Origin of the sequence: Microbacterium sp. STF-2, from assembly GCF_034650155.1 — a bacterium.
GTDB lineage: Bacteria > Actinomycetota > Actinomycetes > Actinomycetales > Microbacteriaceae > Microbacterium > Microbacterium maritypicum_A.
In genome coordinates, this window is sequence record NZ_JARKMW010000002.1 from 255,270 (window position 1) to 276,520 (window position 21,251).

General features: G+C 70.0%; 19 protein-coding genes. 11 read left to right on the plus strand and 8 right to left on the minus strand.

Annotation, left to right across the window (positions count from 1 at the left end):
- Position 1 precedes the first annotated feature (1 nt).
- Complete coding sequence (gene paaZ, locus MicroSTF_RS15150; protein ID WP_322957801.1) at positions 2-2,083, plus strand: phenylacetic acid degradation bifunctional protein PaaZ; 2,082 nt, start codon at positions 2-4, stop codon at positions 2,081-2,083.
- A gap of 31 nt (positions 2,084-2,114) precedes the next feature.
- Here paaZ and MicroSTF_RS15155 read toward each other — a convergent pair whose 3' ends face one another.
- The 6 genes from MicroSTF_RS15155 to dhaK all read right to left on the minus strand — a co-directional run bounded on the left by MicroSTF_RS15155 (position 2,115) and on the right by dhaK (position 8,863).
- A complete protein-coding gene (locus MicroSTF_RS15155) occupies positions 2,115-2,756 on the minus strand; it encodes a TetR/AcrR family transcriptional regulator (protein WP_029265798.1) in 642 nt (213 codons plus the stop codon).
- Between the two features lie 76 nt (positions 2,757-2,832).
- Positions 2,833-4,158, minus strand: a complete 1,326-nt coding sequence (paaK, locus tag MicroSTF_RS15160; protein WP_029265800.1) for a phenylacetate--CoA ligase PaaK — start codon at positions 4,156-4,158, stop codon at positions 2,833-2,835.
- A gap of 21 nt (positions 4,159-4,179) precedes the next feature.
- A complete protein-coding gene (gene paaI, locus MicroSTF_RS15165; RefSeq protein ID WP_297556653.1) occupies positions 4,180-4,608 on the minus strand; it encodes a hydroxyphenylacetyl-CoA thioesterase PaaI in 429 nt (142 codons plus the stop codon).
- A 114-nt stretch (positions 4,609-4,722) separates the two neighbouring features.
- Positions 4,723-7,230, minus strand: a complete 2,508-nt coding sequence (gene ptsP / locus MicroSTF_RS15170; protein WP_322956810.1) for a phosphoenolpyruvate--protein phosphotransferase — start codon at positions 7,228-7,230, stop codon at positions 4,723-4,725.
- Positions 7,230-7,871: a dihydroxyacetone kinase subunit DhaL gene (gene dhaL / locus MicroSTF_RS15175; protein ID WP_322956812.1), complete on the minus strand. Its 642-nt coding sequence runs from the start codon at positions 7,869-7,871 to the stop codon at positions 7,230-7,232. Before dhaL ends, ptsP begins: the two co-directional genes overlap by 1 nt.
- Positions 7,871-8,863 (minus strand): dihydroxyacetone kinase subunit DhaK, encoded by a 993-nt coding sequence (gene dhaK, locus MicroSTF_RS15180; protein WP_029260506.1) that lies wholly within the window; start codon positions 8,861-8,863, stop codon positions 7,871-7,873. Before dhaK ends, dhaL begins: the two co-directional genes overlap by 1 nt.
- Before the next feature lie 160 nt (positions 8,864-9,023).
- Here dhaK and MicroSTF_RS15185 point away from each other — a divergent pair, with 160 nt between their 5' ends.
- Positions 9,024-9,791, plus strand: a complete 768-nt coding sequence (locus MicroSTF_RS15185) for an IclR family transcriptional regulator (RefSeq protein WP_029260505.1) — start codon at positions 9,024-9,026, stop codon at positions 9,789-9,791.
- A gap of 106 nt (positions 9,792-9,897) precedes the next feature.
- Here MicroSTF_RS15185 and MicroSTF_RS15190 read toward each other — a convergent pair whose 3' ends face one another.
- The gene (locus MicroSTF_RS15190) at positions 9,898-12,021 is read right to left on the minus strand and encodes a RecQ family ATP-dependent DNA helicase (RefSeq protein ID WP_322956815.1); all 2,124 of its coding nucleotides are present in this window, start codon (positions 12,019-12,021) and stop codon (positions 9,898-9,900) included.
- Between the two features lie 93 nt (positions 12,022-12,114).
- On the opposite strand from MicroSTF_RS15190, the gene MicroSTF_RS15195 reads away from it, so the two are divergent.
- The 8 genes from MicroSTF_RS15195 to MicroSTF_RS15230 all read left to right on the plus strand — a co-directional run bounded on the left by MicroSTF_RS15195 (position 12,115) and on the right by MicroSTF_RS15230 (position 18,881).
- Positions 12,115-12,534 carry a pilus assembly protein CpaE gene (locus tag MicroSTF_RS15195; RefSeq protein WP_292763195.1) on the plus strand — a complete coding sequence of 140 codons (420 nt, stop codon included), beginning with the start codon at positions 12,115-12,117 and terminating at the stop codon, positions 12,532-12,534.
- A gap of 86 nt (positions 12,535-12,620) precedes the next feature.
- Entirely contained in the window at positions 12,621-13,595 is a 975-nt protein-coding gene (gene paaA, locus MicroSTF_RS15200; protein ID WP_021198807.1) for a 1,2-phenylacetyl-CoA epoxidase subunit PaaA, read from the plus strand.
- Positions 13,595-13,900 carry a 1,2-phenylacetyl-CoA epoxidase subunit PaaB gene (paaB, locus tag MicroSTF_RS15205; protein ID WP_017828375.1) on the plus strand — a complete coding sequence of 102 codons (306 nt, stop codon included), beginning with the start codon at positions 13,595-13,597 and terminating at the stop codon, positions 13,898-13,900. Before paaA ends, paaB begins: the two co-directional genes overlap by 1 nt.
- Positions 13,897-14,760 carry a 1,2-phenylacetyl-CoA epoxidase subunit PaaC gene (gene paaC, locus MicroSTF_RS15210; protein ID WP_322956822.1) on the plus strand — a complete coding sequence of 288 codons (864 nt, stop codon included), beginning with the start codon at positions 13,897-13,899 and terminating at the stop codon, positions 14,758-14,760. Before paaB ends, paaC begins: the two co-directional genes overlap by 4 nt.
- Positions 14,754-15,248 carry a 1,2-phenylacetyl-CoA epoxidase subunit PaaD gene (gene paaD, locus MicroSTF_RS15215; RefSeq protein WP_315073243.1) on the plus strand — a complete coding sequence of 165 codons (495 nt, stop codon included), beginning with the start codon at positions 14,754-14,756 and terminating at the stop codon, positions 15,246-15,248. Before paaC ends, paaD begins: the two co-directional genes overlap by 7 nt.
- Position 15,249: 1 nt before the next feature.
- Positions 15,250-16,413 carry a 1,2-phenylacetyl-CoA epoxidase subunit PaaE gene (gene paaE / locus MicroSTF_RS15220; RefSeq protein ID WP_322956826.1) on the plus strand — a complete coding sequence of 388 codons (1,164 nt, stop codon included), beginning with the start codon at positions 15,250-15,252 and terminating at the stop codon, positions 16,411-16,413.
- 13 nt (positions 16,414-16,426) lie between these two features.
- Positions 16,427-17,197 (plus strand): enoyl-CoA hydratase/isomerase family protein, encoded by a 771-nt coding sequence (locus MicroSTF_RS15225; protein ID WP_322956828.1) that lies wholly within the window; start codon positions 16,427-16,429, stop codon positions 17,195-17,197.
- A gap of 160 nt (positions 17,198-17,357) precedes the next feature.
- On the plus strand, positions 17,358-18,881 hold the full coding sequence (locus tag MicroSTF_RS15230) for an ATP-dependent DNA ligase (protein ID WP_322956830.1): 1,524 nt from the start codon (positions 17,358-17,360) through the stop codon (positions 18,879-18,881).
- Positions 18,882-18,897: 16 nt separating this feature from the next.
- Here MicroSTF_RS15230 and MicroSTF_RS15235 read toward each other — a convergent pair whose 3' ends face one another.
- The gene (locus MicroSTF_RS15235; protein ID WP_322956832.1) at positions 18,898-19,407 is read right to left on the minus strand and encodes a phosphoribosyltransferase; all 510 of its coding nucleotides are present in this window, start codon (positions 19,405-19,407) and stop codon (positions 18,898-18,900) included.
- 163 nt (positions 19,408-19,570) lie between these two features.
- Between MicroSTF_RS15235 and MicroSTF_RS15240 the strand changes: the two genes are divergently transcribed.
- Positions 19,571-21,220 carry a thiamine pyrophosphate-binding protein gene (locus tag MicroSTF_RS15240; protein WP_322956834.1) on the plus strand — a complete coding sequence of 550 codons (1,650 nt, stop codon included), beginning with the start codon at positions 19,571-19,573 and terminating at the stop codon, positions 21,218-21,220.
- Positions 21,221-21,251 lie beyond the last annotated feature (31 nt).

The window sequence follows — 21,251 nt, forward strand, 5'->3', positions numbered from 1 at the left end:
GATGATCGAGACCCTCCCCAGCTACGTCCAGGGAGAGTGGTGGACGCCGTCGTCCGACGCGAAGACCACCGAGGTCCGGGATGCGTCGACGGGTGAGGTCGTGGCCCGTGTCTCGACCGACGGACTCGATCTGGGCGCCGCACTCGAGTACGCCCGCACCGTGGGCCAGACATCCCTGGGAGAACTCACCTTCCATCAGCGTGCCGTGCGCCTCAAGCAACTGGCTCTCGCCCTGACGGAACGCAAGGCCGAGCTGTACGAGCTCTCCAGCCGCACCGGTGCCACGGCGCAGGATTCCTGGGTGGACATCGACGGCGGGATCGGCGTGCTGTTCGCGTACTCGAGCAAAGGCCGACGCGAGCTGCCGAACGCGAAGGTGTATGTCGACGGAGGCGTGGAGAACCTGTCCAAGGACGGCTCCTTCCTCGGCCGCCACATCTACACACGGCTGCGCGGCGTCGCCGTGCAGATCAACGCCTTCAACTTCCCGGTCTGGGGATCGCTCGAGAAGTTCGCGCCCGCGTTCCTCGCCGGCGTCCCGACCCTGGTGAAACCCGCCACCCCCACCGGGTACCTCGCCGAAGCCATGGTGCGCGTGATGGTGGAGTCGGGGCTCCTTCCCGACGGCTCGCTGCAGCTCGTCTCGGGCAGCGTGCCCGGTCTCTTCGACGAGCTGCGGCTGGGCGACCTCGTGGCCTTCACCGGTTCGGCATCGACGGCCGAGCAGCTGCGCGCTCACGATTCCGTGCAGACGGGAGGTGTGCGCTTCACGAGCGAGACCGATTCGATCAACGCCTCGATCCTCGGGACGGATGCCGTCTCCGGCACGCCCGAGTTCGACGCGTACGTCAAGCAGCTCGTCGCCGAGATGACCACCAAGGCCGGCCAGAAGTGCACGGCGATCCGCCGCGCGATCGTGCCGACGACTGCCGTCGACGATGTCATCGCCGCAGTCCGGGAACGCCTCTCGACACGTGTCGTCCTCGGCGACCCCCGCGCCGAGGGCGTGACGATGGGTCCGCTCGCCTCGATCGCGCAGCGCGAGGAGGTGCTGCGTCAGGTCGCCCGCCTGCAGGCCGGCGGAGGAGAGCTCGTGATCGGCACGACCGATGCACCGACCGTCCGGCACGGCGACGGCAGCGAAGGGCCGGCCCCCGACGGTGCGTTCGTGGCGCCGATGCTGCTGCGGTTCCCCGACCCGGAAAGCGCGGCGGTCAACGAGATCGAGGCGTTCGGCCCGGTGTCGAGCATCGTCGGCTACCGCACCCTCGATGAGGCGAGCGCCCTCGTGGCCCGGGGCGGAGGGTCGCTCGTGACGAGTGTGGCCACGCACGACCCCGAGGTCGCTGTCGCACTCGCGACCGGCATGGCCGCGTACAACGGGCGCGTGCTCTTCCTCGATCGCGATGATGCGCGCAGCTCGACCGGGCACGGTTCCCCGCTCCCGAACCTCGTGCACGGCGGCCCCGGGCGCGCGGGCGGAGGCGAGGAGCTCGGCGGCATCCGCGCCGTGCTGCACCACATGCAGCGCACCGCGGTGCAGGGCTCGCCCGAGATGATGACCGCCCTCACCGGCGTCTGGCATCAGGGAGCGACCTCACGCCCGTACGAGCAGAGCGACGGAGTGCATCCCTTCCGCAAGTCGCTGGCCGAGCTCCATGTGGGCGACCAGGTGGCGAGCGGTTCCCGCACCGTCACCCTCGAGGACATCGAGACGTTCGCCGCATTCACCGGCGACACGTTCTACGCCCACATGGATGAGACCTCGGCCGCAGCGAACCCGTTCTTCCCGGGACGCGTCGCCCACGGCTATCTGCTGGTGTCGTGGGCTGCGGGGCTCTTCGTCGACCCGGCGCCCGGCCCCGTGCTCGCCAACTCCGGGCTCGAGAATCTGCGGTTCGTGACGCCGGTCTCCCCTGGCGACGACATCCGCGTCGAGCTCACCGCCAAGCAGATCACTCCGCGGGAGACCGACGAGTACGGGGAGGTGCGCTGGGATGCCGTGCTGAAGAACCAGCACGACGACATCGTGGCCACCTACGATGTGCTCACGCTGGTCGCGAAGGAGAAGGCGCAGGTCTGACAGCGGCGTCGCAACGACCGCCGGATCCCGGTCAGACGGCAGGGACTCCGGCGTCGTCGTTCGTGCGCAGCCCGTCGAGGGCGATCGCGACCACGTCGTCGGCGAGACGGTCGGCGCCCTCGCGCCCCCCGGGCCGGTACCACTCGACAATCGAGTTGATCATCCCGAACACGAGACGCGCGACCACGCTCGCATCGATGTCGGCACGCAACGCGCCCTCGCTCTGCGCCTCCGACACCAGCGCGGTGATCCGACGGTCGAAGGCCCGACGGCGGATCAGCGCCTTGCGCTCCACGTCGGTGTTGCCCCGTACGCGCAGCAGCAGCGTCACGGCCGGCAGCTGCTCCACGAGCACACGGACGGCACCGCGCAGCACATGCTCGAGGCGGTCCACCGCGTTCGAGGCCTCCGGTCCATCCTCCGATTCCAGAAGCGGGTTCTCGACCACGGCTTCCAGGCCGCTGAGCGCCGCGTCGAGCGCGAGGTCGAGGATCTCGTCCTTCGATCCGAAGTGGTGATAGATCGCCGACTTCGACAGGCCGAGCCGCTCGGCGAGCATGCCGATCGACGTCGCGTCGTACCCGTGCTCGTTGAAGGCGGCGACGGCGACGCCGAGGATCCCCTGCTGGTCGTAGCCGGGGCGGCCGCGTCGTGTGCTCTGCATCTCGGACATCACCCCACAGTCTCGCACCCGATCAGCCGCACAGGCCGGATCGCCGGCCGCGAGGCGATCCGGGTGTCGCCCGTCGTCACCGCAGGTCGTACACCCGCTTGTACTTCCCCTCGCTTCGCGGCAGCGTCCCCGGCTCTTCCAGCTGGACGGCGACCGTCGACCCGACGAAGATCTTGATGCGCTGCGCGAGCACCTCCGCGGCGCTCTGGCAGGTCTCGACGGACAGGTCGGGGTGGCGTTCGATCCGCACCTTCAACGTGTCCATCCGGCCGTCCTTCGACAGCTCGAGGATGAAGTGCGGCGTCAGCTGTTCGATCCCCAGCACCAGCTCCTCGATCTGGGTGGGGAACAGGTTCACCCCGCGCAGGATGATCATGTCGTCGTTGCGGCCCGTGATCTTCTCCATGCGGCGCATCCCCGCACGCGCGGTCCCCGGCAGCAGACGGGTGAGGTCGCGGGTGCGATAGCGGATCACGGGGAAGGCCTCCTTCGTCAGCGAGGTGAACACGAGTTCGCCGAGCTCCCCGTCCGGCAGCACCGCCCCGCTCTCGCCGTCGATGATCTCCGGCAGGAAGTGGTCCTCCCACAGATGCGGGCCGTCCTTCGTCTCGAGGCATTCATTGCCCACCCCGGGCCCCATGACCTCGCTGAGTCCGTAGATGTCCAGAGCGTCGATTCCCAGACGCTGTTCGAGCTCGTGGCGCATCTCGTTCGACCACGGCTCGGCGCCCAGAACAGCGACCTTCAACGACGTGGAGCGCGGGTCGACCCCCTGCGCCGCCATCGCGTCGGCGATCGTGAGCAGATAGCTCGGAGTGCACAGGATCGCATCCGGCTCGAAATCGAGGATCAGCTGCACCTGACGGGCCGTCTGGCCACCGGACATCGGGATGACGGTCGCACCGAGCGCTTCGATGCCCGCGTGCGCGCCGAGTCCCCCCGTGAACAGTCCGTATCCGTAGGCGTTGTGCACCTTCATGCCGGCGCGGATGCCACTCGCCCGCAGCGAACGCGCCACCAGAGAAGCCCACCGGTCGAGATCGCCCCTCGTGTAGCCGACGACCGTCGGCCGGCCCGTGGTGCCGCTGGATGCGTGGATGCGGGCGACGTCGGACATCGGCACCGCGAACATCCCGAACGGATAGGTCTCGCGCAGATCCGCCTTGGTCGTGAACGGCAGCCGCTGCACGTCATCCAGGGTGCGGATGTCATCCGGATGCACACCCGCATCATCGAACTTGCGCGTGTAGAGAGGGACGTTCGCGTACGCATGGCGAACGGTCTGCTGAAGCCGTTCGAGCTGGAGAGCCGCGATCTCCTCGCGACTCATACGCTCTTCGGCGTCGAGCTCGTCGGCTGCGGGAGGGCGGACACGGGAGGGCGTTGCGGTCGTCGTCGACACGAGGGGCTCCGGAGGTGGGGATCAGAAGGTCTGGTTGGTGATGCGGGAGCGCCCGCGGAACTCGGCGACGGGGTCACCCTGCTCATCGACCACGCTCACGTCGTAGATGCCGGAGCGGCCGGCACGCGTTCGTCGCACCGCCGTCGCGGTGAGCGTCTGGCCGGAGACTGTCGACTTGAGGAAGGAGATGTCGGCGCCGGCGGCCACCGTGACGCGATCGTCTTCGTTGCACGCGATCGCGAAGGCAGTGTCGGCGAGGGCGAACACGAAGCCGCCGTGCGTGATGTGGAAGCCGTTCGTCATGTCATCCCGCACGCGCATCGACACGACCGCATGGCCCGGATCGTCTCGTTCGACGACGAGCCCCAGTGCGGCCGATGCGCGGTCACGTTCCATCATGGCTCGATTCGGGCGCACGGCATCCGGCGTCTGCGTCGTCGCTTTCGTCATCGTCGACCTCCTCGTCGAGCGGGTCGGATGCGCACCTGCAGCACCCGATCCGCTCATACTAACCGACCGATCGTTCAGTTAGTCAACGGGTCGGCAGGTCATGGCGTCGTTCGCTCACCCGTCGACGAGCGCGGCGGCAGCAGCCGCACGTGCCGCATCGGCCGAAGGAGCGCCGACCGCGGCGGCCGCGGCCCGTGCGCACTCCACCGAGGACAGCTCGCTCAGCTTCGCCGCCACCCGACCCAGCGACCGTGGAGCCATCGATAGCGAGGTCACGCCCAGTCCGACCAGCACGGGAGCAAGTGCCGGGTCACCGCCGGCTTCGCCGCACACCCCCACCGGCTTGCCCACCGCACGGCCTGCCTCGCCGACGGCGGCGATGAGACGAAGCACCGCGGGCTGCCACGGATCGTTCAGATCCCCCAACTCGCTGAGCAGTCGGTCGGCCGCCATCGTGTACTGCGCGAGGTCGTTGGTACCCAGGCTCACGAAGTCGACGACCTCGAAGAGTTCGGCCGCGAGCAGAGCCGCCGACGGGGTCTCGATCATGATGCCGACCCGGCCCAGCCCCGCCGCCCGGCACCGGTCGGCGAACTCCGCGGCCTCATCGACCGTCGCGACCATCGGCGCCATCACCTCGACCACGGCCTCCTCCTCGGCGGCGGCCCGTGCGAGAGCCCGCAGCTGGTCGTCGAAAAGCTGCGGCCGACGTCTGGCGATCCGCAGACCGCGGACCCCGAGCGCCGGGTTGTCCTCGCGGTCCGCGTTGGCGAAGGGCAGCGGCTTGTCGCTGCCGGCGTCGAGGGTGCGCACCACGACCTTGCGTCCGGGGAAGGCCGCCAGCACCCCTCGATAGGCGGCGATCTGCTCGTCGACGCTCGGGGCGTCCGTGCGATCGAGAAAGCAGAACTCCGTGCGGAAGAGGCCGATGCCCTCCGCCTGGGCCGAAGCGGCGTTCGTCGCGTCCGCCGCACCCCCGACGTTCGCGAGGAGCGGGACGCGCTGCCCGTCGGCGAGCGCGCCTGCCCCGTCGAACTCGACGACCGTCGCCGACGCTCGCGCCTCGGCGACACGGGACGGCGCAGGCTCGACCTCGACCGTTCCCCGGTCACCGTCGACGAGCACCGTGACTCCGGCCGGGATCGCTTCCGCGTCCGCGAGACCGACCACGGCGGGAAGACCGAGGGAGCGCGCAATGATGGCGGTGTGCGAGGTCGGCCCGCCCTGCGCGGTGACGAGGGCGATGCATCCTCCACCCGCGAGCAGCGCGGTGTCGGCGGGGGCGAGATCCGTCGCCACCAGCACGAAGGGCTCATCGCGCTCGGGCACGCCCGGCATGTCGACCTGGAGGATCTCGGCGATGATCCGGTCGCGCACATCACGGATGTCGGCGATGCGCTCGGCCATCCGTCCTCCCAGCGCGGCGAGCGCCTTCTCATGGACGACAGCAGTCTCCCAGACCGCACGGGCCGCACTGCGTCCCTTCGATCGCACGAGCGCCGTGGCCTCGGACACCAGCTCCGGATCGGACGCCAGGAGCCGGGAAGCGTCGAGGATCGCCCTGGTCTCCCCCGTCGCCTGCGCGGTGCGCGAGCGGAGTTGATCGGCCACGGCGACGGCCGCCCACTCGATCGCGGAGACCTCGGAGTCCCGGTCGGCCTCGGGGACGACCGTGGTCGGGTCGGGCTCGGGAAGCGGGGGCGCGAGGTGGACCACGGGCGCGGCGACGCGGCCGGAGCTCACTCCTCGTCCGCGAAGTACCGTGCCGGGCGGGACCGCACGCGCGGGCTCCCCCTCCCGCGACGACGGCGCATCGACCGCGGATGCCTCTGCGGCTCCGGTCACCCCGGAAGGCGGTGCGACCGCCGTCTCGGGTGGTGCCTGCTCCGTCCCCTCGCCGAACCCGTCGTCGAACAGAGCGACCAGCCGATCCAGTGCCTCCGTCGCGTCATCGCCGCGAGCGGTCAGCTCCAGCTCATCGCCCTGGCGCGCGCCGAGCACGAGCAGGCGCGTCAGGCTCGCGGCGGCCGCATCGGGGCCGTCGGGAAGCCGTCGCAGGCGTACGTCGGCCCCGGCGGCGGCCCGGGCGATCAGGGCAGCGGGACGCGCATGGACGCCGAGCGGATTGCGGACGCGCACCCGACGCACCTGCACGTCACCATCCGCCTGCGGCACAGCCGGTGCGTCGGCGATCTGGTCTTCCCCGGCGCCGAGCGCGCCGGTCTTCACCCCGAGCGCCGCCGTGGCTTCGGCAGCCACCTGATCGAGCGTCCCGCCCGCAGCAGCGGACACGACGGCGGCGAGCAGTCCCTCCACGAACGGTGCCGGGGCGAGCCGCACCGGCACCGCACTCGATCGCAGCTCAAGGGCGAGCTCGGCGCTGAGCACGGCGGATCCCAGATCCATGAGCATGAGCACGCCCTCGCACTCCGCCGCGAGCTCATCGATGGCCGCTGCCACCGCGACGGCATCGGTGCCGAGGATCGGTGCGCCCTCGGCGTCGACACCCGCTCCGGCCGCGACCTGCACGCGCACTTCGCCGTCGTGCACCATCTGCAGGGCAAGCTCCAGTGCCGCCTCCCCGAGCCGTGCGCTGTGGGAGACGGCGACGATGCCGATCATCAGGCCGTGCCCGCGACCGCTGCGGCGAGCGTGTCGAAGAGGATCGCCGTGGAGGCCGCCCCCGGGTCGAGGTGCCCCGCGCTGCGCTCCCCGAGGTAACTCGCCCTGCCTTTGCGGGCCACCAGCGGCAGCGTGGCATCGCGTCCGGCTGCCGCGGCGTCCGCGGCGGCCCTGGTCGCCTCGGCGACGGAGGATCCCGCGGCGAGTGCCGCGTCCATCGCGTCCACCGCCGGCGCCATCGCGTCGAACATGGTCTTGTCCCCCGCTTCCGCCTTACCGCGTGCGACGACGCCGTCGAGTCCTGCCCGCAACGCAGCCGCAAGAGCGGGGCCGTCGAGTTCGGACACCGGCCCGGCCGCCATTCCCGTCCGCAGGAAGAAGGTGCCGTAGAGGGGTCCGCTGGCCCCGCCGACGGAACTCACCAGGGTCATGCCGACGGTCTTGAGCAGTTCGTCGACCTTTCCGGGTGCGCCCGCGGAGAGCTTCTCGCCGACGGCACTCATACCGCGAGCCATGTTGGCTCCGTGGTCGGCGTCGCCGATGGCCGAGTCGAGTTCGGTGAGCCAGTCGCGCTTCTCGGTGACGGCGGCACCGAACCGGGAGACCCAGTCGGCGAGCATGATGGTGTCGACCGCGCCCATCAGACGCCCCACCGCAGACCGGGAGTGTTCACCGGGGCATCCCACAACCGCAGCAGCTCATCGTCCGCCTTGAGCAGGGTGACCGAGCACCCGGCCATGTCGAGCGACGTGATGTAGTTGCCGACGAGGTTCCTGGCGATCTGCACGCCCGACTTCTCGAGGATCGCCGCGACCTCGCCGTACATGAGGTAGAGCTCGATGAGCGGCGTAGCCCCCATGCCGTTGAGCATCACGATCGCGGGTCCTGCGGCGTCGAGATCGGCGAGGATCGGCTCGACCAGCTGCCGGGCGATCTCGGATGCCGGAGCGAGGGGTTCGCGGTGACGCCCGGGCTCGCCGTGGATGCCGATGCCGATCTCCATCTGATCGTCCGGAAGGTCGAACGTGGGCTTGCCTGCGGCGGGCACGGTGCAACTGGTGAGAGCCATGCCCATCGAGCGCCCCTGTCCGTTGACCTTCTTGGCCAGCTCGACGACGGCGGCGAGATCCCGCCCCTCTTCCGCGCCCGCTCCGACGATCTTCTCGAGCAGCACGGTGAGGCCCACCCCGCGGCGACCGGCGGTGTACAGCGAGTCCTGCACGGCGACGTCGTCATCCACGGTGATGCTCCCGACCTCGATCCCGTCCATCGCGGCGAGCTCGGCGGCCATCTCGAAGTTCAACACGTCGCCGGTGTAGTTCTTCACGATGTGCAGCACACCTGCGCCGCGATCCACGGCCTGGGTGGCCACCTGCACGCGATCGGGGGTCGGGGAGGTGAAGACCTCGCCGGCGACCGCCGCATCCAGCATCCCGGTGCCGACGAACCCGCCGTGCAGCGGTTCGTGGCCGGAGCCGCCACCGGAGACAATCGCGACCTTGCCCTGGGCCTTGGGCGTGGCTCGGGTGATGACATGGTTCTCGAGGTCGACGGAGAGCTCCGGATGAGCGAGGGCGACACCCTTCAACGATTCGACGAGAACGTCTTCCGGGGCGTTGATGAGCTTCTTCATCATTCGATCTCCTTTGATCCTTCGAGGTCTCTTTCGCAAAAAATCCGAAAGCAATTCGTTAATGTCGAATATGCTCGGACCCTGCCGGGTTGTCAAGATCAATCGTGAAGCCCGGCTCCATCGGCTCCGGCTCGACGACGCACCGGAAGGAGGCCTCACCGTGATCCAGGCGATCGACCGCGCGGCGAAGATCCTCGAACTGCTCCAGGGAGCACGCCACCTCGGCATCACCGACCTCGCGGCGGCACTCAGCCTGCCGCCGTCGACCGTGCACGGGATCGTGAAGTCGCTGCGGTCGCACGGACTCGTCGCGAAGGAGCGGGGCGGCCAGCGCTACATGCTCGGTCCGACTCTCCTGCGCCTGAGCAACGTCTACCTCGACACCCTCGACGTACGCGCCAGGGCGATGAGATGGACGCAGGAACTCGCGCGCCGCACCAACCTCTCGGTACGGCTGGGCGCACCGCACTTCACCGACGTGCTCGTCATCCATCACAACCTGCGACCCGACGACAGCCAGCAGATGCTCGAGACCGGGGTGGCCATCCCCGCCCATGCCTCGGCGATGGGCAAGGTCCTCCTCGCCTACGACCTGGGTTTCCAGCAGAGCGTGTTCGAACAGCCGCTGCGCAGCCTCACCGGCGACACGATCACCGACGTCGCTCGGCTGACCCTCGAGCTGCCGGCCATCGCCGAACGCGGCACGGCCGGAGAGTTCGACGAGGCGGTGCTCGGCGAGTCCTCGATCGCCGCCCCCGTCGCCGACGCGTCGAACGACATCGTCGCCGCGGTCGCCGTGGTTCTGCCCACATCGCAGACACCCGCCTCGGACGCGATCCTCAATGCCCTGCGCGAGACGGCACGGAACGTCTCCCGCGAACTCGGCGCGACCACCTGGCCACCGCGCGTGGCGCCCGCCGACGACTGACATCCGCGCGTCCGATCCGGTGCGGCGGATCAGCACTCGCCCGACGGACCGGCGCTCGCCGACGCCTCCTCCACCCAGCCCCGAATCCGCTCAGCCGCGAATCCACTCAGCCGCGAAGCGCGAGAGCGAACGGCAGGACCGCGGTCGCCCCGGCCTGACGGAGCGTCCGGGCCGCGACCGTCATCGTCCATCGACTGTCGACAAGATCGTCCACGAGCAGCACCGGCCCCGACGGCACGTCGAGGTGCTGCGCGCTGAAACGGTCCCACAGCCCGGCGAGACGGAAGACGCTGTTCCCGCCCGGCCCACCGGAGGGCCCGCCACCGACGGGTTCGAGCGCGCCGAGGGAGGGCAGACGGCCGACGTCGGCGAGCCCGCGGGCGAGCGAGTCGACCAGGAGCGGGTGCGAACGCGAGGGCATGGCGACGACAGCCACCGGGCGCTCCTCCCAGCCCCATCCGGCGAGCACGCGGACGCAGGCCTGGAGCAGCTGCGGTGTCACCGCGGCGTCGGGCGCGCCCGCGGCGAAGATCTCGCGCAGCGCCCCTCCCCAGCCCAGGTCGGTGAGGCGCGCCAGTGCTCGCCCCTCGGCAGCCTGCTCGTCGGCGGGGATGCGCCCCTTGACCGGCACCTCGAGCCGATCGGCTCCGGTCGGCCAGGCACGACGAGGCTCGATCGGCACACCGACACGGTCGAGCGACTCCGCGGCCTGCGAGCTCGCGGATTCTCCGATCTCACGAGGGAACCATCCGCCCGCGCAGTTGTCGCACCTTCCGCAGGGCGCGGCCGTGTCGTCGTCGAGGGCGCGCTGCAGGAACTCCATACGACAGCCGTCGGTCTGCTCGTATTCGATCATGTGCTGCTGCTCGGCGAGACGCTCGGCGGCGATGCGCTCGTAGCGCTCGGCGTCGTAGGTCCACGGCTCGCCGGTCGCGACCCAGCCGCCCTGCACGCGCCGCACCGCGCCGTCGACGTCGAGCACCTTCAGCAGCAGCTCGAGCGGCGTGCGGCGGATGTCGACCATCGCCTCGAGCGCCGGCGTCGAGATCGGAGCATCGCCGAGCGCACCGATCACCCGCTCCGCCCGCTCCTTGTCGGGCATCGACGCCGTCGCGAAGTAATGCCAGATATCGCGATCCTCGACGCCGGGCAGCAGCAGCACGTCGGCGCTCTCGCTGGCACGGCCCGCACGCCCCACCTGCTGGTAGTAGGCCACCGGCGACGAGGGCGCCCCGAGGTGGAGCACGAAACCCAGATCGGGCTTGTCGAAGCCCATACCGAGTGCACTGGTGGCGACGAGCGCCTTCACCTCGTTGCGCTTGAGCATCCCTTCGGACTCGGCGCGTTCATCGGTGTCGGTCTGTCCGGTATAGGCCCGCACATCGTGTCCGTGGTCACGCAGCAGCCGGGCGGTGTCGACGGCGGCCGCGACGGTCAGCGTGTAGATGATGCCGGATCCGGGAAGATCGTCGATGTGGCTGAGCAGCCACGCGAGACGACTCGCCGAATCGCGCAGGCGGAGCACCCCCAGACGCAATGAGGTGCGGGCGAGCGGGCCGCGGATGGTGAGCACCGGCTCGGCACCCCCTTCGCTGTCGGCCTGAAGGGCCCCGAGCTGCTCGGCGACGTCTGCCACGACCCGACTGTTCGCCGTGGCGGTGGTCGCGAGCACCGGAACATCGGCCGGCATCTGCGCGATGAGGTCGCGCAGCCGCCGGTAGTCGGGGCGGAAGTCGTGTCCCCAATCGCTGATGCAGTGCGCCTCGTCGACGACGAGCATGCCGATGCGACGCACCAGCGCCGGCAGCTGCTGCTCACGGAACGCGGGGTTGTTGAGCCTCTCCGGCGAGACCAGCAGCACATCGACCTCATCGCGGTCGAGCTGCCCGAGCACGTCGGACCATTCGTGCGCGTTGGTGGAGTTGATCGCAACCGCGCGCACCCCGGCACGTTCGGCCGCGGCGATCTGGTCGCGCATGAGCGCCAGCAGCGGCGACACCAGCACGGTCGGCCCTGCGCCCTGACGCCTCAGCAGGAGGGTGGCGACGAAGTACACCGCGGACTTTCCCCAGCCGGTGCGCTGCACCACGAGCGCGCGCCGACGCCCCTCGACCAGCGCCTCGATCGCCTCGTACTGCCCGTCATGGAAGTCGGCGTCGGGGCGGCCGACGAGTTCGCGCAGCGCCGCGCGTGCGACCTCGCGGGTGTCGGCGGGAGCTGCGGATGTCATGCCCCCCACTCTGCCCCACGCCGCAGACACGACGACGCCGTCATCCACAGCTTCGCCGAGCCGTCGGCGAGTCCGGTCGTCTAGCGTGAGGAGATGATCACACGCGAGCTCGCCGTCGCCCTGCGAGACTCCGGACTCGTCTGGCATCCCGCCGAGGGCGACCGCTTCCAGCTCGACCTGCCGGACGAGGTGGAGCTCGAAGCGGAGGCCGAGGTCTTCACGGTCAGCGAGATGACGATCGAAGCCCGCCAGACGCCGAGCGGCACCGATCTGGCGTTCAACGGCACCACGGAATGGGCGCTCGATGCGGTGACCCTCGCGGATGCGGTGTGGCTGCCGCGGGAGGATCAGCTGCGCGACCTGCTCCGGGGCACCTTCCGCGCGCTGGTGCGCCTCGAAGATGCCTTTCGCGTCGACGTCGAGATCGGTGGCCATGTGATCGCCTTCGAGCACCCCGATCCCTCGGAGGCCTACGGCCGGGCGCTCCTCGAGCTGATCTCGCGCTCGCTCTGAGCAGGTGCCTTGAAACCGGCCGTGCTCTGTGTCAGAATTACCTAACGATCGGTCAGTAAAGTTGGCCGGAGGCCGAGGAGTCGACGATGACCAGTCCCGCAGACCTGTCCCTGGTGGGCGAGCTCTCCGATGAGGAGCGTCTCTTCGACGAGCTCATCGCGAACGAGCAGCGCATCGAGCCCCGCGACTGGATGCCCGATGCCTACCGCAAGACGCTGGTGCGGCAGATCTCCCAGCACGCGCACTCCGAGATCATCGGCATGCAGCCCGAGGGCAACTGGATCACACGCGCGCCGAGCCTCAAGCGCAAGGCGATCCTCATGGCGAAGGTGCAGGACGAGGCCGGCCACGGTCTCTACCTCTACTCCGCGGCGCAGACCCTGGGCACCACGCGCGACGAGATGATGGATCAGCTCATCAGCGGCAAGGCGAAGTACTCGTCGATCTTCAACTACCCCACCCCGACCTGGGCCGACATGGGTGCGATCGGCTGGCTCGTCGACGGCGCCGCGATCTGCAATCAGGTGCCGCTGTGCCGGGCCTCCTACGGTCCGTACGGCCGCGCCATGGTGCGCGTGTGCAAGGAGGAGTCGTTCCACCAGCGGCAGGGCTTCGAGATCCTGCTCACGCTGATGCAGGGCAGCGCGGAGCAGCGCGAGATGGCACAGGATGCCGTGAACCGCTGGTACTGGCCGAGCCTGGCGATGTTCGGGCCACCCGACGACCAGTCCCCGAACTCGGCGCAGTCGATGAAGTGGAAGATCAAGCGGTTCTCGAACGACGAGCTGCGCCAGCGGTTCGTCGGCATGCTCGTGCCCCAGGCCGAGATCCTCGGGGTGACGTTGCCCGACCCCGATCTGCGCTTCGACGAGCAGACCGGCCAGTATGTGATCGGCGAGATCGACTGGGACGAGTTCTTCGAGGTGGTGCGCGGCAACGGGCCGTGCAACGCCGAGCGACTCGAGCGCCGACGCACGGCCCACGAAGAGGGCGCCTGGGTGCGCGAGGCCGCCGCGGAGTATGCCCGCAAGCAGTCCCTCGAGACGAAGGCGGTGGCGTGATGGCGACACCGGGCGCGGATGAGCGCGAACCCTGGCCGCTGTGGGAGGTGTTCGTGCGCGCCAATCGCGGGCTCAGCCACGTGCACGTCGGCTCGCTGCACGCGCCCGACGCCGAGATGGCGATCCGCAACGCGCGCGACCTCTACACCCGCCGCGGCGAGGGCGTGTCGATCTGGGTGGCGCCCGCCGACGCGATCACCACGAGCGATCCCGACGCCAAGGGCGCATACTTCGAGAGCCCCGCGGGCAAGAACTATCGCCACGCCGTGTACTACACGGCCTCCGAGGGAGTGCCGCACCTGTGAGCACACCGCACCCGACCACCGCGCCCGAGGACGTCGACGTCCACGGCGACATCCACGGCGACGTCTCGGTCGACGAACTCCGCCTCTCGCAGGAGCTCTCCGGCACCGGCGCGGTGGCCACGTCCGCCGACATCGCCGAGTACGCACTGCGCCTCGGAGACGACGCCCTCATCCTCTCCCAGCAGCTGGGCGCCTGGATCTCGCGGGCCCCGGAGCTGGAGGAGGACGTGGCCCTGGGCAACATCGCCCTCGACCTGCTCGGCCACGCGCGCTCGTTCCTGCACTACGCGGGGTCGTACGACGGCCGCAGCGAAGACGACCTCGCCTTCTTCCGCGACGAGCCCGAGTTCCGTTGCGCGTGGATCGTGCAGCAGCCCAACGGCGACTTCGCCCAGACGATCGCCCGACAGTTCGTGGTGGCGACCTACATGTTCGAGCTCTACGCCGCGTTGCGCGGCAGCAGCGACGAGACCTTCGCCGCGATCGCCGAGAAATCGCTCAAGGAGGTCGACTACCACCGCGATCACGCCGTGCAGTGGATGCTGCGCCTCGCGGGCGGCACCGAGGAGTCCCGCACCCGCATCATCCGGGCGATCGGTGATGTCTGGCCGTACGTCGACGAGCTGTTCCGCGACGATGAGCTGATCGAGCGACTCGGCGATGCGGCCGTGTCCCCGTCGCGCCTGCGTCCCGGGTTCGACGGGGTGGTCGCGACCGTGTTCACCGAGGCGGAGCTGACGGTTCCTGACGTCATGTCGTCGTCGGCGGGCGGGCGTCGCGGCGCGCACGCGACCCCCCTCGGGCACATCCTCGCCGAGATGCAGGTGCTCGCGCGACGGCATCCGGGGGCGACATGGTGACTCTCACTCCGACGCAGGCCGCCTGGCGGATCGCCGCTTCCGTTCCCGACCCCGAGGTCCCCGTCCTCACGATCGAGGACCTCGGCGTGCTCCGTGCGGTCGAGGTCGACGGCACCCGGGTGCACGTCGACATCACGCCGACCTACAGCGGCTGCCCCGCGATGGACACGATCCGAGACGATGTGATCCTCGCCCTCACCGCCGCCGGCTTCGACCGGGTCGATGTGCGGCTGGTCCTCTCGCCCGCCTGGACGACGGACTGGATGACGGAAGCCGGCAAGACGAAGCTCGCGGAGTACGGCATCGCGCCGCCCTCCGGCCGCGCCGCCGTCTCGACCGGGCCGATCCGCCTGGCGCTGAGCGTGCGCTGCCCGCGATGCGGGTCGCTCGACACCCGCGAGGTCTCCCACTTCGGCTCGACCTCGTGCAAGGCGCTCTTCGAGTGCCGCGGCTGCCTCGAGCCCTTCGACCACTTCAAGGTGCACTGACATGTCGCTCTTCACCTCGGCGCCCGCGCCCACGCCGCGGACGACCGCCGCACGCGCGACCTCCCCCCGGAAGCGCGCCCGCTTCCACACCCTCGTCGTCGAAGACGTGCGTCCGCTCACCGAGGATGCCGTGGAAGTGACGTTCACGGTCCCGGCCGCGCTCGCCGACGAATACGACCACCTTCCCGGTCAGTACGTCGCCCTGCGCACCACCCTCGACGGCGTCGAGGTGCGGCGCTCCTACTCGCTGTGCCGCGCACCGGAGCATCGCGACGACGGACAGGACACCCGGCTGAGCGTCGCCGTGAAGCGCGACGAGGGCGGACTCTTCTCCACGTGGGCGCAGACAGGCCTGCACGCCGGCTTCGAGATCGACGTCATGAGCCCGCAGGGCACCTTCACCTCGGCGCTCGACGACCTCGACGACCGCCATGTGGTGGGGATCGCCGCCGGCTCCGGCATCACGCCGCTGATGGCACTCGCGCACACGGTGCTGAACCGGTCGGACACGTCGCGGTTCACCCTGCTCTACACGAACCGCGCGACGCTCGACGTGATGTTCCTCGAAGACCTGGCCGACCTCAAGGACCGCTTCCCGACGAGGCTCGTGCTCCACCACGTGCTTTCCCGAGAGCAGCGGGCGGCACCTGTGCTGTCCGGACGCATCGACGAGGAGAAGCTCCGCACGATCCTCGGCACCCTCATCCCGCCGATGACCGTCGATGAATGGTTCCTGTGCGGACCTCTCGCGCTGGTCGACCTCTGTCGCGAGGTGCTGGCCGATGTCGGGGTCGATCGCTCGCACATCCGCTTCGAGCTGTTCACGACCGGTGATGAACCGGCACGTGCGGCCCGGCCGGTGCAGGTGCGCGCCGGCGAGAAGACCGTGCGCATCGAGGTCACGCTCGACGGTGTCTCCTCGACCGTGGAGAGCCCGGTGGATGCACACGAGTCGGTGCTCAACGCGGCGCTGCGCGTGCGGCCCGACGCTCCGTTCGCCTGCGCGGGCGGCGTCTGCGGCACGTGCCGCGCGCGCGTGATCGAGGGCAGCGTGACCATGACCGAGAACTACGCGCTCGAGCCCGACGAGCTCGAACGCGGATTCGTGCTCACCTGCCAGTCCCACCCGACCAGCGACCGCGTGGTCGTCGACTACGACGTCTGACCCCGGAGGCCCCATGATCGACCTCACCATCGCCGACGACGTCGCCACGATCGTGCTGAACGCGCCGTCGAAGCGGAACGCCCTCGACGAACAGGCGCTGGCGGAACTCGACACCGCGTATATCGAGGCGGCGACGGCGGGCGTGCGGGCCCTTGTGCTCCGTGGCGAAGGACCCGGGTTCTGCGCTGGGCGGGACATCTCCGGCGTCGACCCGCGGGATGACGATGTGCTCGGTTATCTCGGCGGACGTGTGACGCCGCTGCTGCAGAGGATGTCCCGGTTTCCCGCGCCGACGTTCGCCGTCGCGCACGGAGCGTGCCTCGGGGTCGGCCTCGGCCTCCTGATCGCGACCGATGTCGTGTACGTAGCCGAGTCTGCGAAGATCGGCTCCCCGTTCGCGGCACTCGGCGCGACACTCGACTCCGGCGGCCATGCCCTGTTCCTCGATCGCCTCGGGGCGCACAAGACACTCGACCTGATCTACACGGGCCGCCTCATGAGTGGCGCGGAGGCCGTGGCATCGGGCCTGTTCTCGCGCGTGTTCCCGGATGACGAGGTCGTGCAGGCGACGACGGATGCTGCAGCGACGGCGGCGCGCGGCGCCACGGCGGCGTTCCTGGCGAGCAAGGAGATCATCGCCCGCATCCGCGACGAGCGGCTCGCGCTGTGGGACGCTGTCGGCATCGAGAACGCCGCGCAGGCCGCGCTGTGCGACACCGACGACTACCGCGAGGGCTTCGCGGCCTTCCAGGAGAAGCGGAAGCCCGAGTTCCGCGGGCGCTGACGCGCCGCCCCGCTCACGCGTGCCCGAGCGGGGACACGATTCACGCGGCATCAGGCACTCGCGCCGCATCAGGCAGTTCGGGCGACGATCGGCCTGAATCGGCGCATCGGCCTGAATCCGTCTCCTGTCCAGCGTCGGTGGCCGGTGCGACAATACCGGGATGATGCTCTCCGAGGTCGTCACCACGACAGAAGAGGTCTCCGCCACGGCGTCCCGTCTCACGAAGGTCGATGCCCTGGCGCGACTGCTGGCGCGATCCGCCCCAGATGAGATCGCGACGCTCGTGGGACTGCTGCTGGCCTCCCCACGTCAGGGCCGACTCGGCGTCGGATGGCGGGGACTCACGGCCATCGAGATCGCGCACGCCGACGATCCCGCGCTGACCGTGGGCGATGTCGACGCCTCGCTCGACGCCCTCGCCGCAGCGTCCGGTTCCGGCTCGATGGCCACCCGCACGGGCATCCTCGTCGAGCTCGCGTCGCGCGCCACGGCGGCGGAGTGGGACTTCCTGGTCCGCGCCATGCTCGGCGAACTCCGCACGGGGGCGTTGTCCGGCGTGCTCCTCGACTCGATCGCGAGAGCAGCCGACCGCCCCCTCGCCCTCGTGCGTCGCGCCGCCATGCTCTCCGGTGACCTCGGGGAGACCGCGCGGGTCGCCCTCGCCGACGACGCCGATGCCCTCGAGGCCATCGGACTTCAGGTCGGGCGCCCCGTCCTCCCGATGCTGGCGGCCACCGCCGCGACGCCGTCCGCCGCCCTGGAGGTCACCGGCCGAGCCTCGGTCGAGTACAAGCTCGACGGCGCCCGCATCCAGGTGCATCGACACGGCGACGAGGTCGGCGTCTACACCCGCAGCCTCGCCGACATCACGCACCGCGTGCCCGAGATCGTCGAGATCGTGCGGTCCCTCCCGGCGGAGGACCTGATCCTCGACGGCGAGACGCTCTCGCTCGACGAGGACGGCGGGCCGCGCCCGTTCCAGGAGACCATGTCACGGTTCAGCGCCGAGGTCTCGCGGGAGCTGGTGCTGCGGCCCTGGTTCTTCGATGTGCTGCACGTGGATGGACGCGACCTGATCGACGAGCCGCTGTCCGTGCGGCTGGCCGAACTGGAACGCGTGGCCGGCGACTGGCGGATGCCCGGCATAGTGACAGACGATGCCGAAGCCGCCGAACGTCTCTCGCGCGAGGCCCTCGCCGCGGGCCACGAAGGTGTCGTGGTCAAGGCGATCGACGCGCCCTACGCGGCCGGTCGCCGAGGCAAGTCGTGGGTCAAGGTCAAGCCCGTGCTGACCTTCGATCTGGTGGTCCTCGGCGCGGAGTGGGGTTCCGGCCGCCGTCGCGGCTGGCTCTCGAACCTGCACCTGGGGGCCCGCGACCCGGAGGGCGAGTTCGGTGATCCCGGCGGGTTCGTCATGGTCGGCAAGACGTTCAAGGGGCTCACCGATGAACTGCTGAGGTGGCAGACCGCGGAGTTCCCCGAGCACGAGTCGCACCGCACCGCGTCGACCGTGTTCCTGTGCCCCGAGCTCGTCGTGGAGATCGCGATCGACGGCGTGCAGCGCTCACCGCGATACCCGGGAGGCATCGCGCTGCGATTCGCTCGCGTGAAGGGATACCGCACCGACAAAACCGCAGTCGAGGCCGACACGATCCAGACGCTGCGTTCGCTGCTGCACGCGTGACCCCCGCGCAGCAGGCTCAGGCGGAGGGCGCGAGCCCCTGATCCTCTTCGCGGACGGTTCCACGGAACGACCACGGGAAGTCGATCCAGAGGTCGGTGTCCTTCCAGGCGAAGTCGGGCTCGATGATCGTCGACGGCTTGGTGTAGATCGTGACCGACCTCACGTCGGCCCCCTTGTCCTTCAGCAGCTGCACGGCCAGGGCGAGCGTGCGACCCGAATCCGCGACATCGTCGACGAGCAGCACGCGGCGTCCGTCCAGGTACGCCATGTCGAGCTCGGGAGGCAGCACCTCCGGTGCGTCGAGCACGGTGCCGATGCCGGTGTAGAACTCGACGTTGATCGCTCCGCAGTTCTTGGCGCCGAGACCGTAGGCGATCGCGCCTGCCGGGAGGAGTCCGCCGCGCGCGATGGCCACGACGACCTCGGGCATGAAGCCGCTGTCGAGGATGTTCCGTGCCAGATCGCGCGTCGCCGCTCCGAAGCCGTCCCAGGTGAGTGTCTCGCGCTCGATCTCTGCATCAGTCATTCCTGCATTCTCCCGCATTCCGCAAAGGTCTCCCGCCGGTAGACTGAGCGGGTCCGGCCCGGCCGGTGCCTGAAAAAGAGGCACGAAGCACTCCGCGAAGACGCAGAGGCGAGACACATACGGATTCCGCACTACCTCCGTCCCTGTCTCGAAAGGCTTTCGCATGCCCACCGTGTCCGCGCACGTCGCCCTCACTCTCGCCCAGCACATCGACGCCGTGTTCGGGGTGATGGGCAATGGCAACGCCTACTTCCTCGACGCGATCGAGACGCAGACGGATGCCGTGTTCACCGCTGTCCGCCATGAACAGGGTGCCGTGGTCGCGGCCGACGCCCATTTCCGGGCGTCGGGTCGGATCGCCGCCGGCACGTCGACGTACGGCGCCGGTTTCACGAACACCCTGACCGCGCTCGCAGAAGCCGTGCAGGCGCACGTGCCGCTCGTCCTCGTCGTCGGAGACGAGCCCACGTCCGGTCCCCGCCCCTGGGACGTCGACCAGATCGCTCTCGCCTCCGCCGTGGGTGCCCGCACCTATACCGTGGGGCGTGCGGACGCCGCCGCCACCACCGTCATCGCGATCGAGCACGCCCTCACCTACCGGGTGCCTGTCGTCCTCGCGATCCCGTACGACGTCGCGGCGCTCGAGGCGGGCGAGGTCCCGGAGGCGCCGTCTCCGCGCATTCCCGCTCCGCTCCCCCCGCGCGGGGAGTTCGCCGACGCGATGCTCGACGAGATCGCCGCCGCGCTGGCAGGTGCCGAGCGGCCGTTCCTGCTCGCCGGTCGCGGCGCGTGGCTGTCCGGAGCGAGCGCCGCGCTGGGAGAACTTGCCGCCATGACGGGAGCCCTCACCGCATCGTCGGCTCTCGGCCGCGGGGTGTTCCCCGACACGCGCTACGACCTCGGTGTGACCGGCGGCTTCGGTGCCGATGGCGCGATGGAGCTCGTGCGCTCCGCCGACGTCGTCGTCGTGTTCGGTGCCGCGCTGAACCAGTTCACGATGCGGTTCGGCGAACTGTTCGCTCCGGGCACGCGCGTCTTCCAGATCGACATCGCACCGGCTGCGACACACGCGCACGTCGGAGGCTTCGTGCGTGCCGACGCCCGGCTGGCCGCGGAGGACCTCGCCGCCAGGATCGGGTCGGCCGGATCGGCGAGCCCGTGGCGCGAGACGGTCGATGTCGCGTCCGCGCGCACGTACGATGCCGGCGACGAGCTCGCTCCGGACGGACGCCTCGACCCGCGCTCCGCCGCCCGCCGCATCGCCGAGCTGCTCCCGGAAGACCGCGTCGTGGTGTCCGACGGCGGACACTTCATCGGGTGGGCGAACATGTACTGGCCGGTCGCCGCTCCCGACCGCATGATGATGGTCGGCACCGCGTTCCAGTCGATCGGGCAGGGCTGGCCGAGCGTGGTCGGTGCGGCGTTGGCACGACGGGAATCGACCGTGGTGCTGACATCGGGCGACGGCGGTGGGCTCATGGCGATCGCGGATCTGGAATCCGCGGTGCGTGCTGCCGGCGGCCGCGGCATGGCCGTGGTCTGGAACGACGCCGCCTACGGTGCCGAGGTGAACCTCTACGGTCTCAAGGGGCTGGCGGAGGGCCCGATGCGCATTCCCGAGGTCGACTTCGCGGCATTCGGCGCTGCGGTCGGCGCTGAGGGCGTGGTGGTGCGCGCGCTTTCCGACCTCGAACGCCTCGCGAGCTGGGCGGAAGAGGACCCGGCGACGCGCCCCTTCCTGCTCCTCGATCTGCGCATCTCCGGCGACGTGATCGCGCCCTACCAGCAGGAGATCATCCGCGTGAACTCCTGACCTCGGCGCATTTGCTCCGGGGATCGGTATC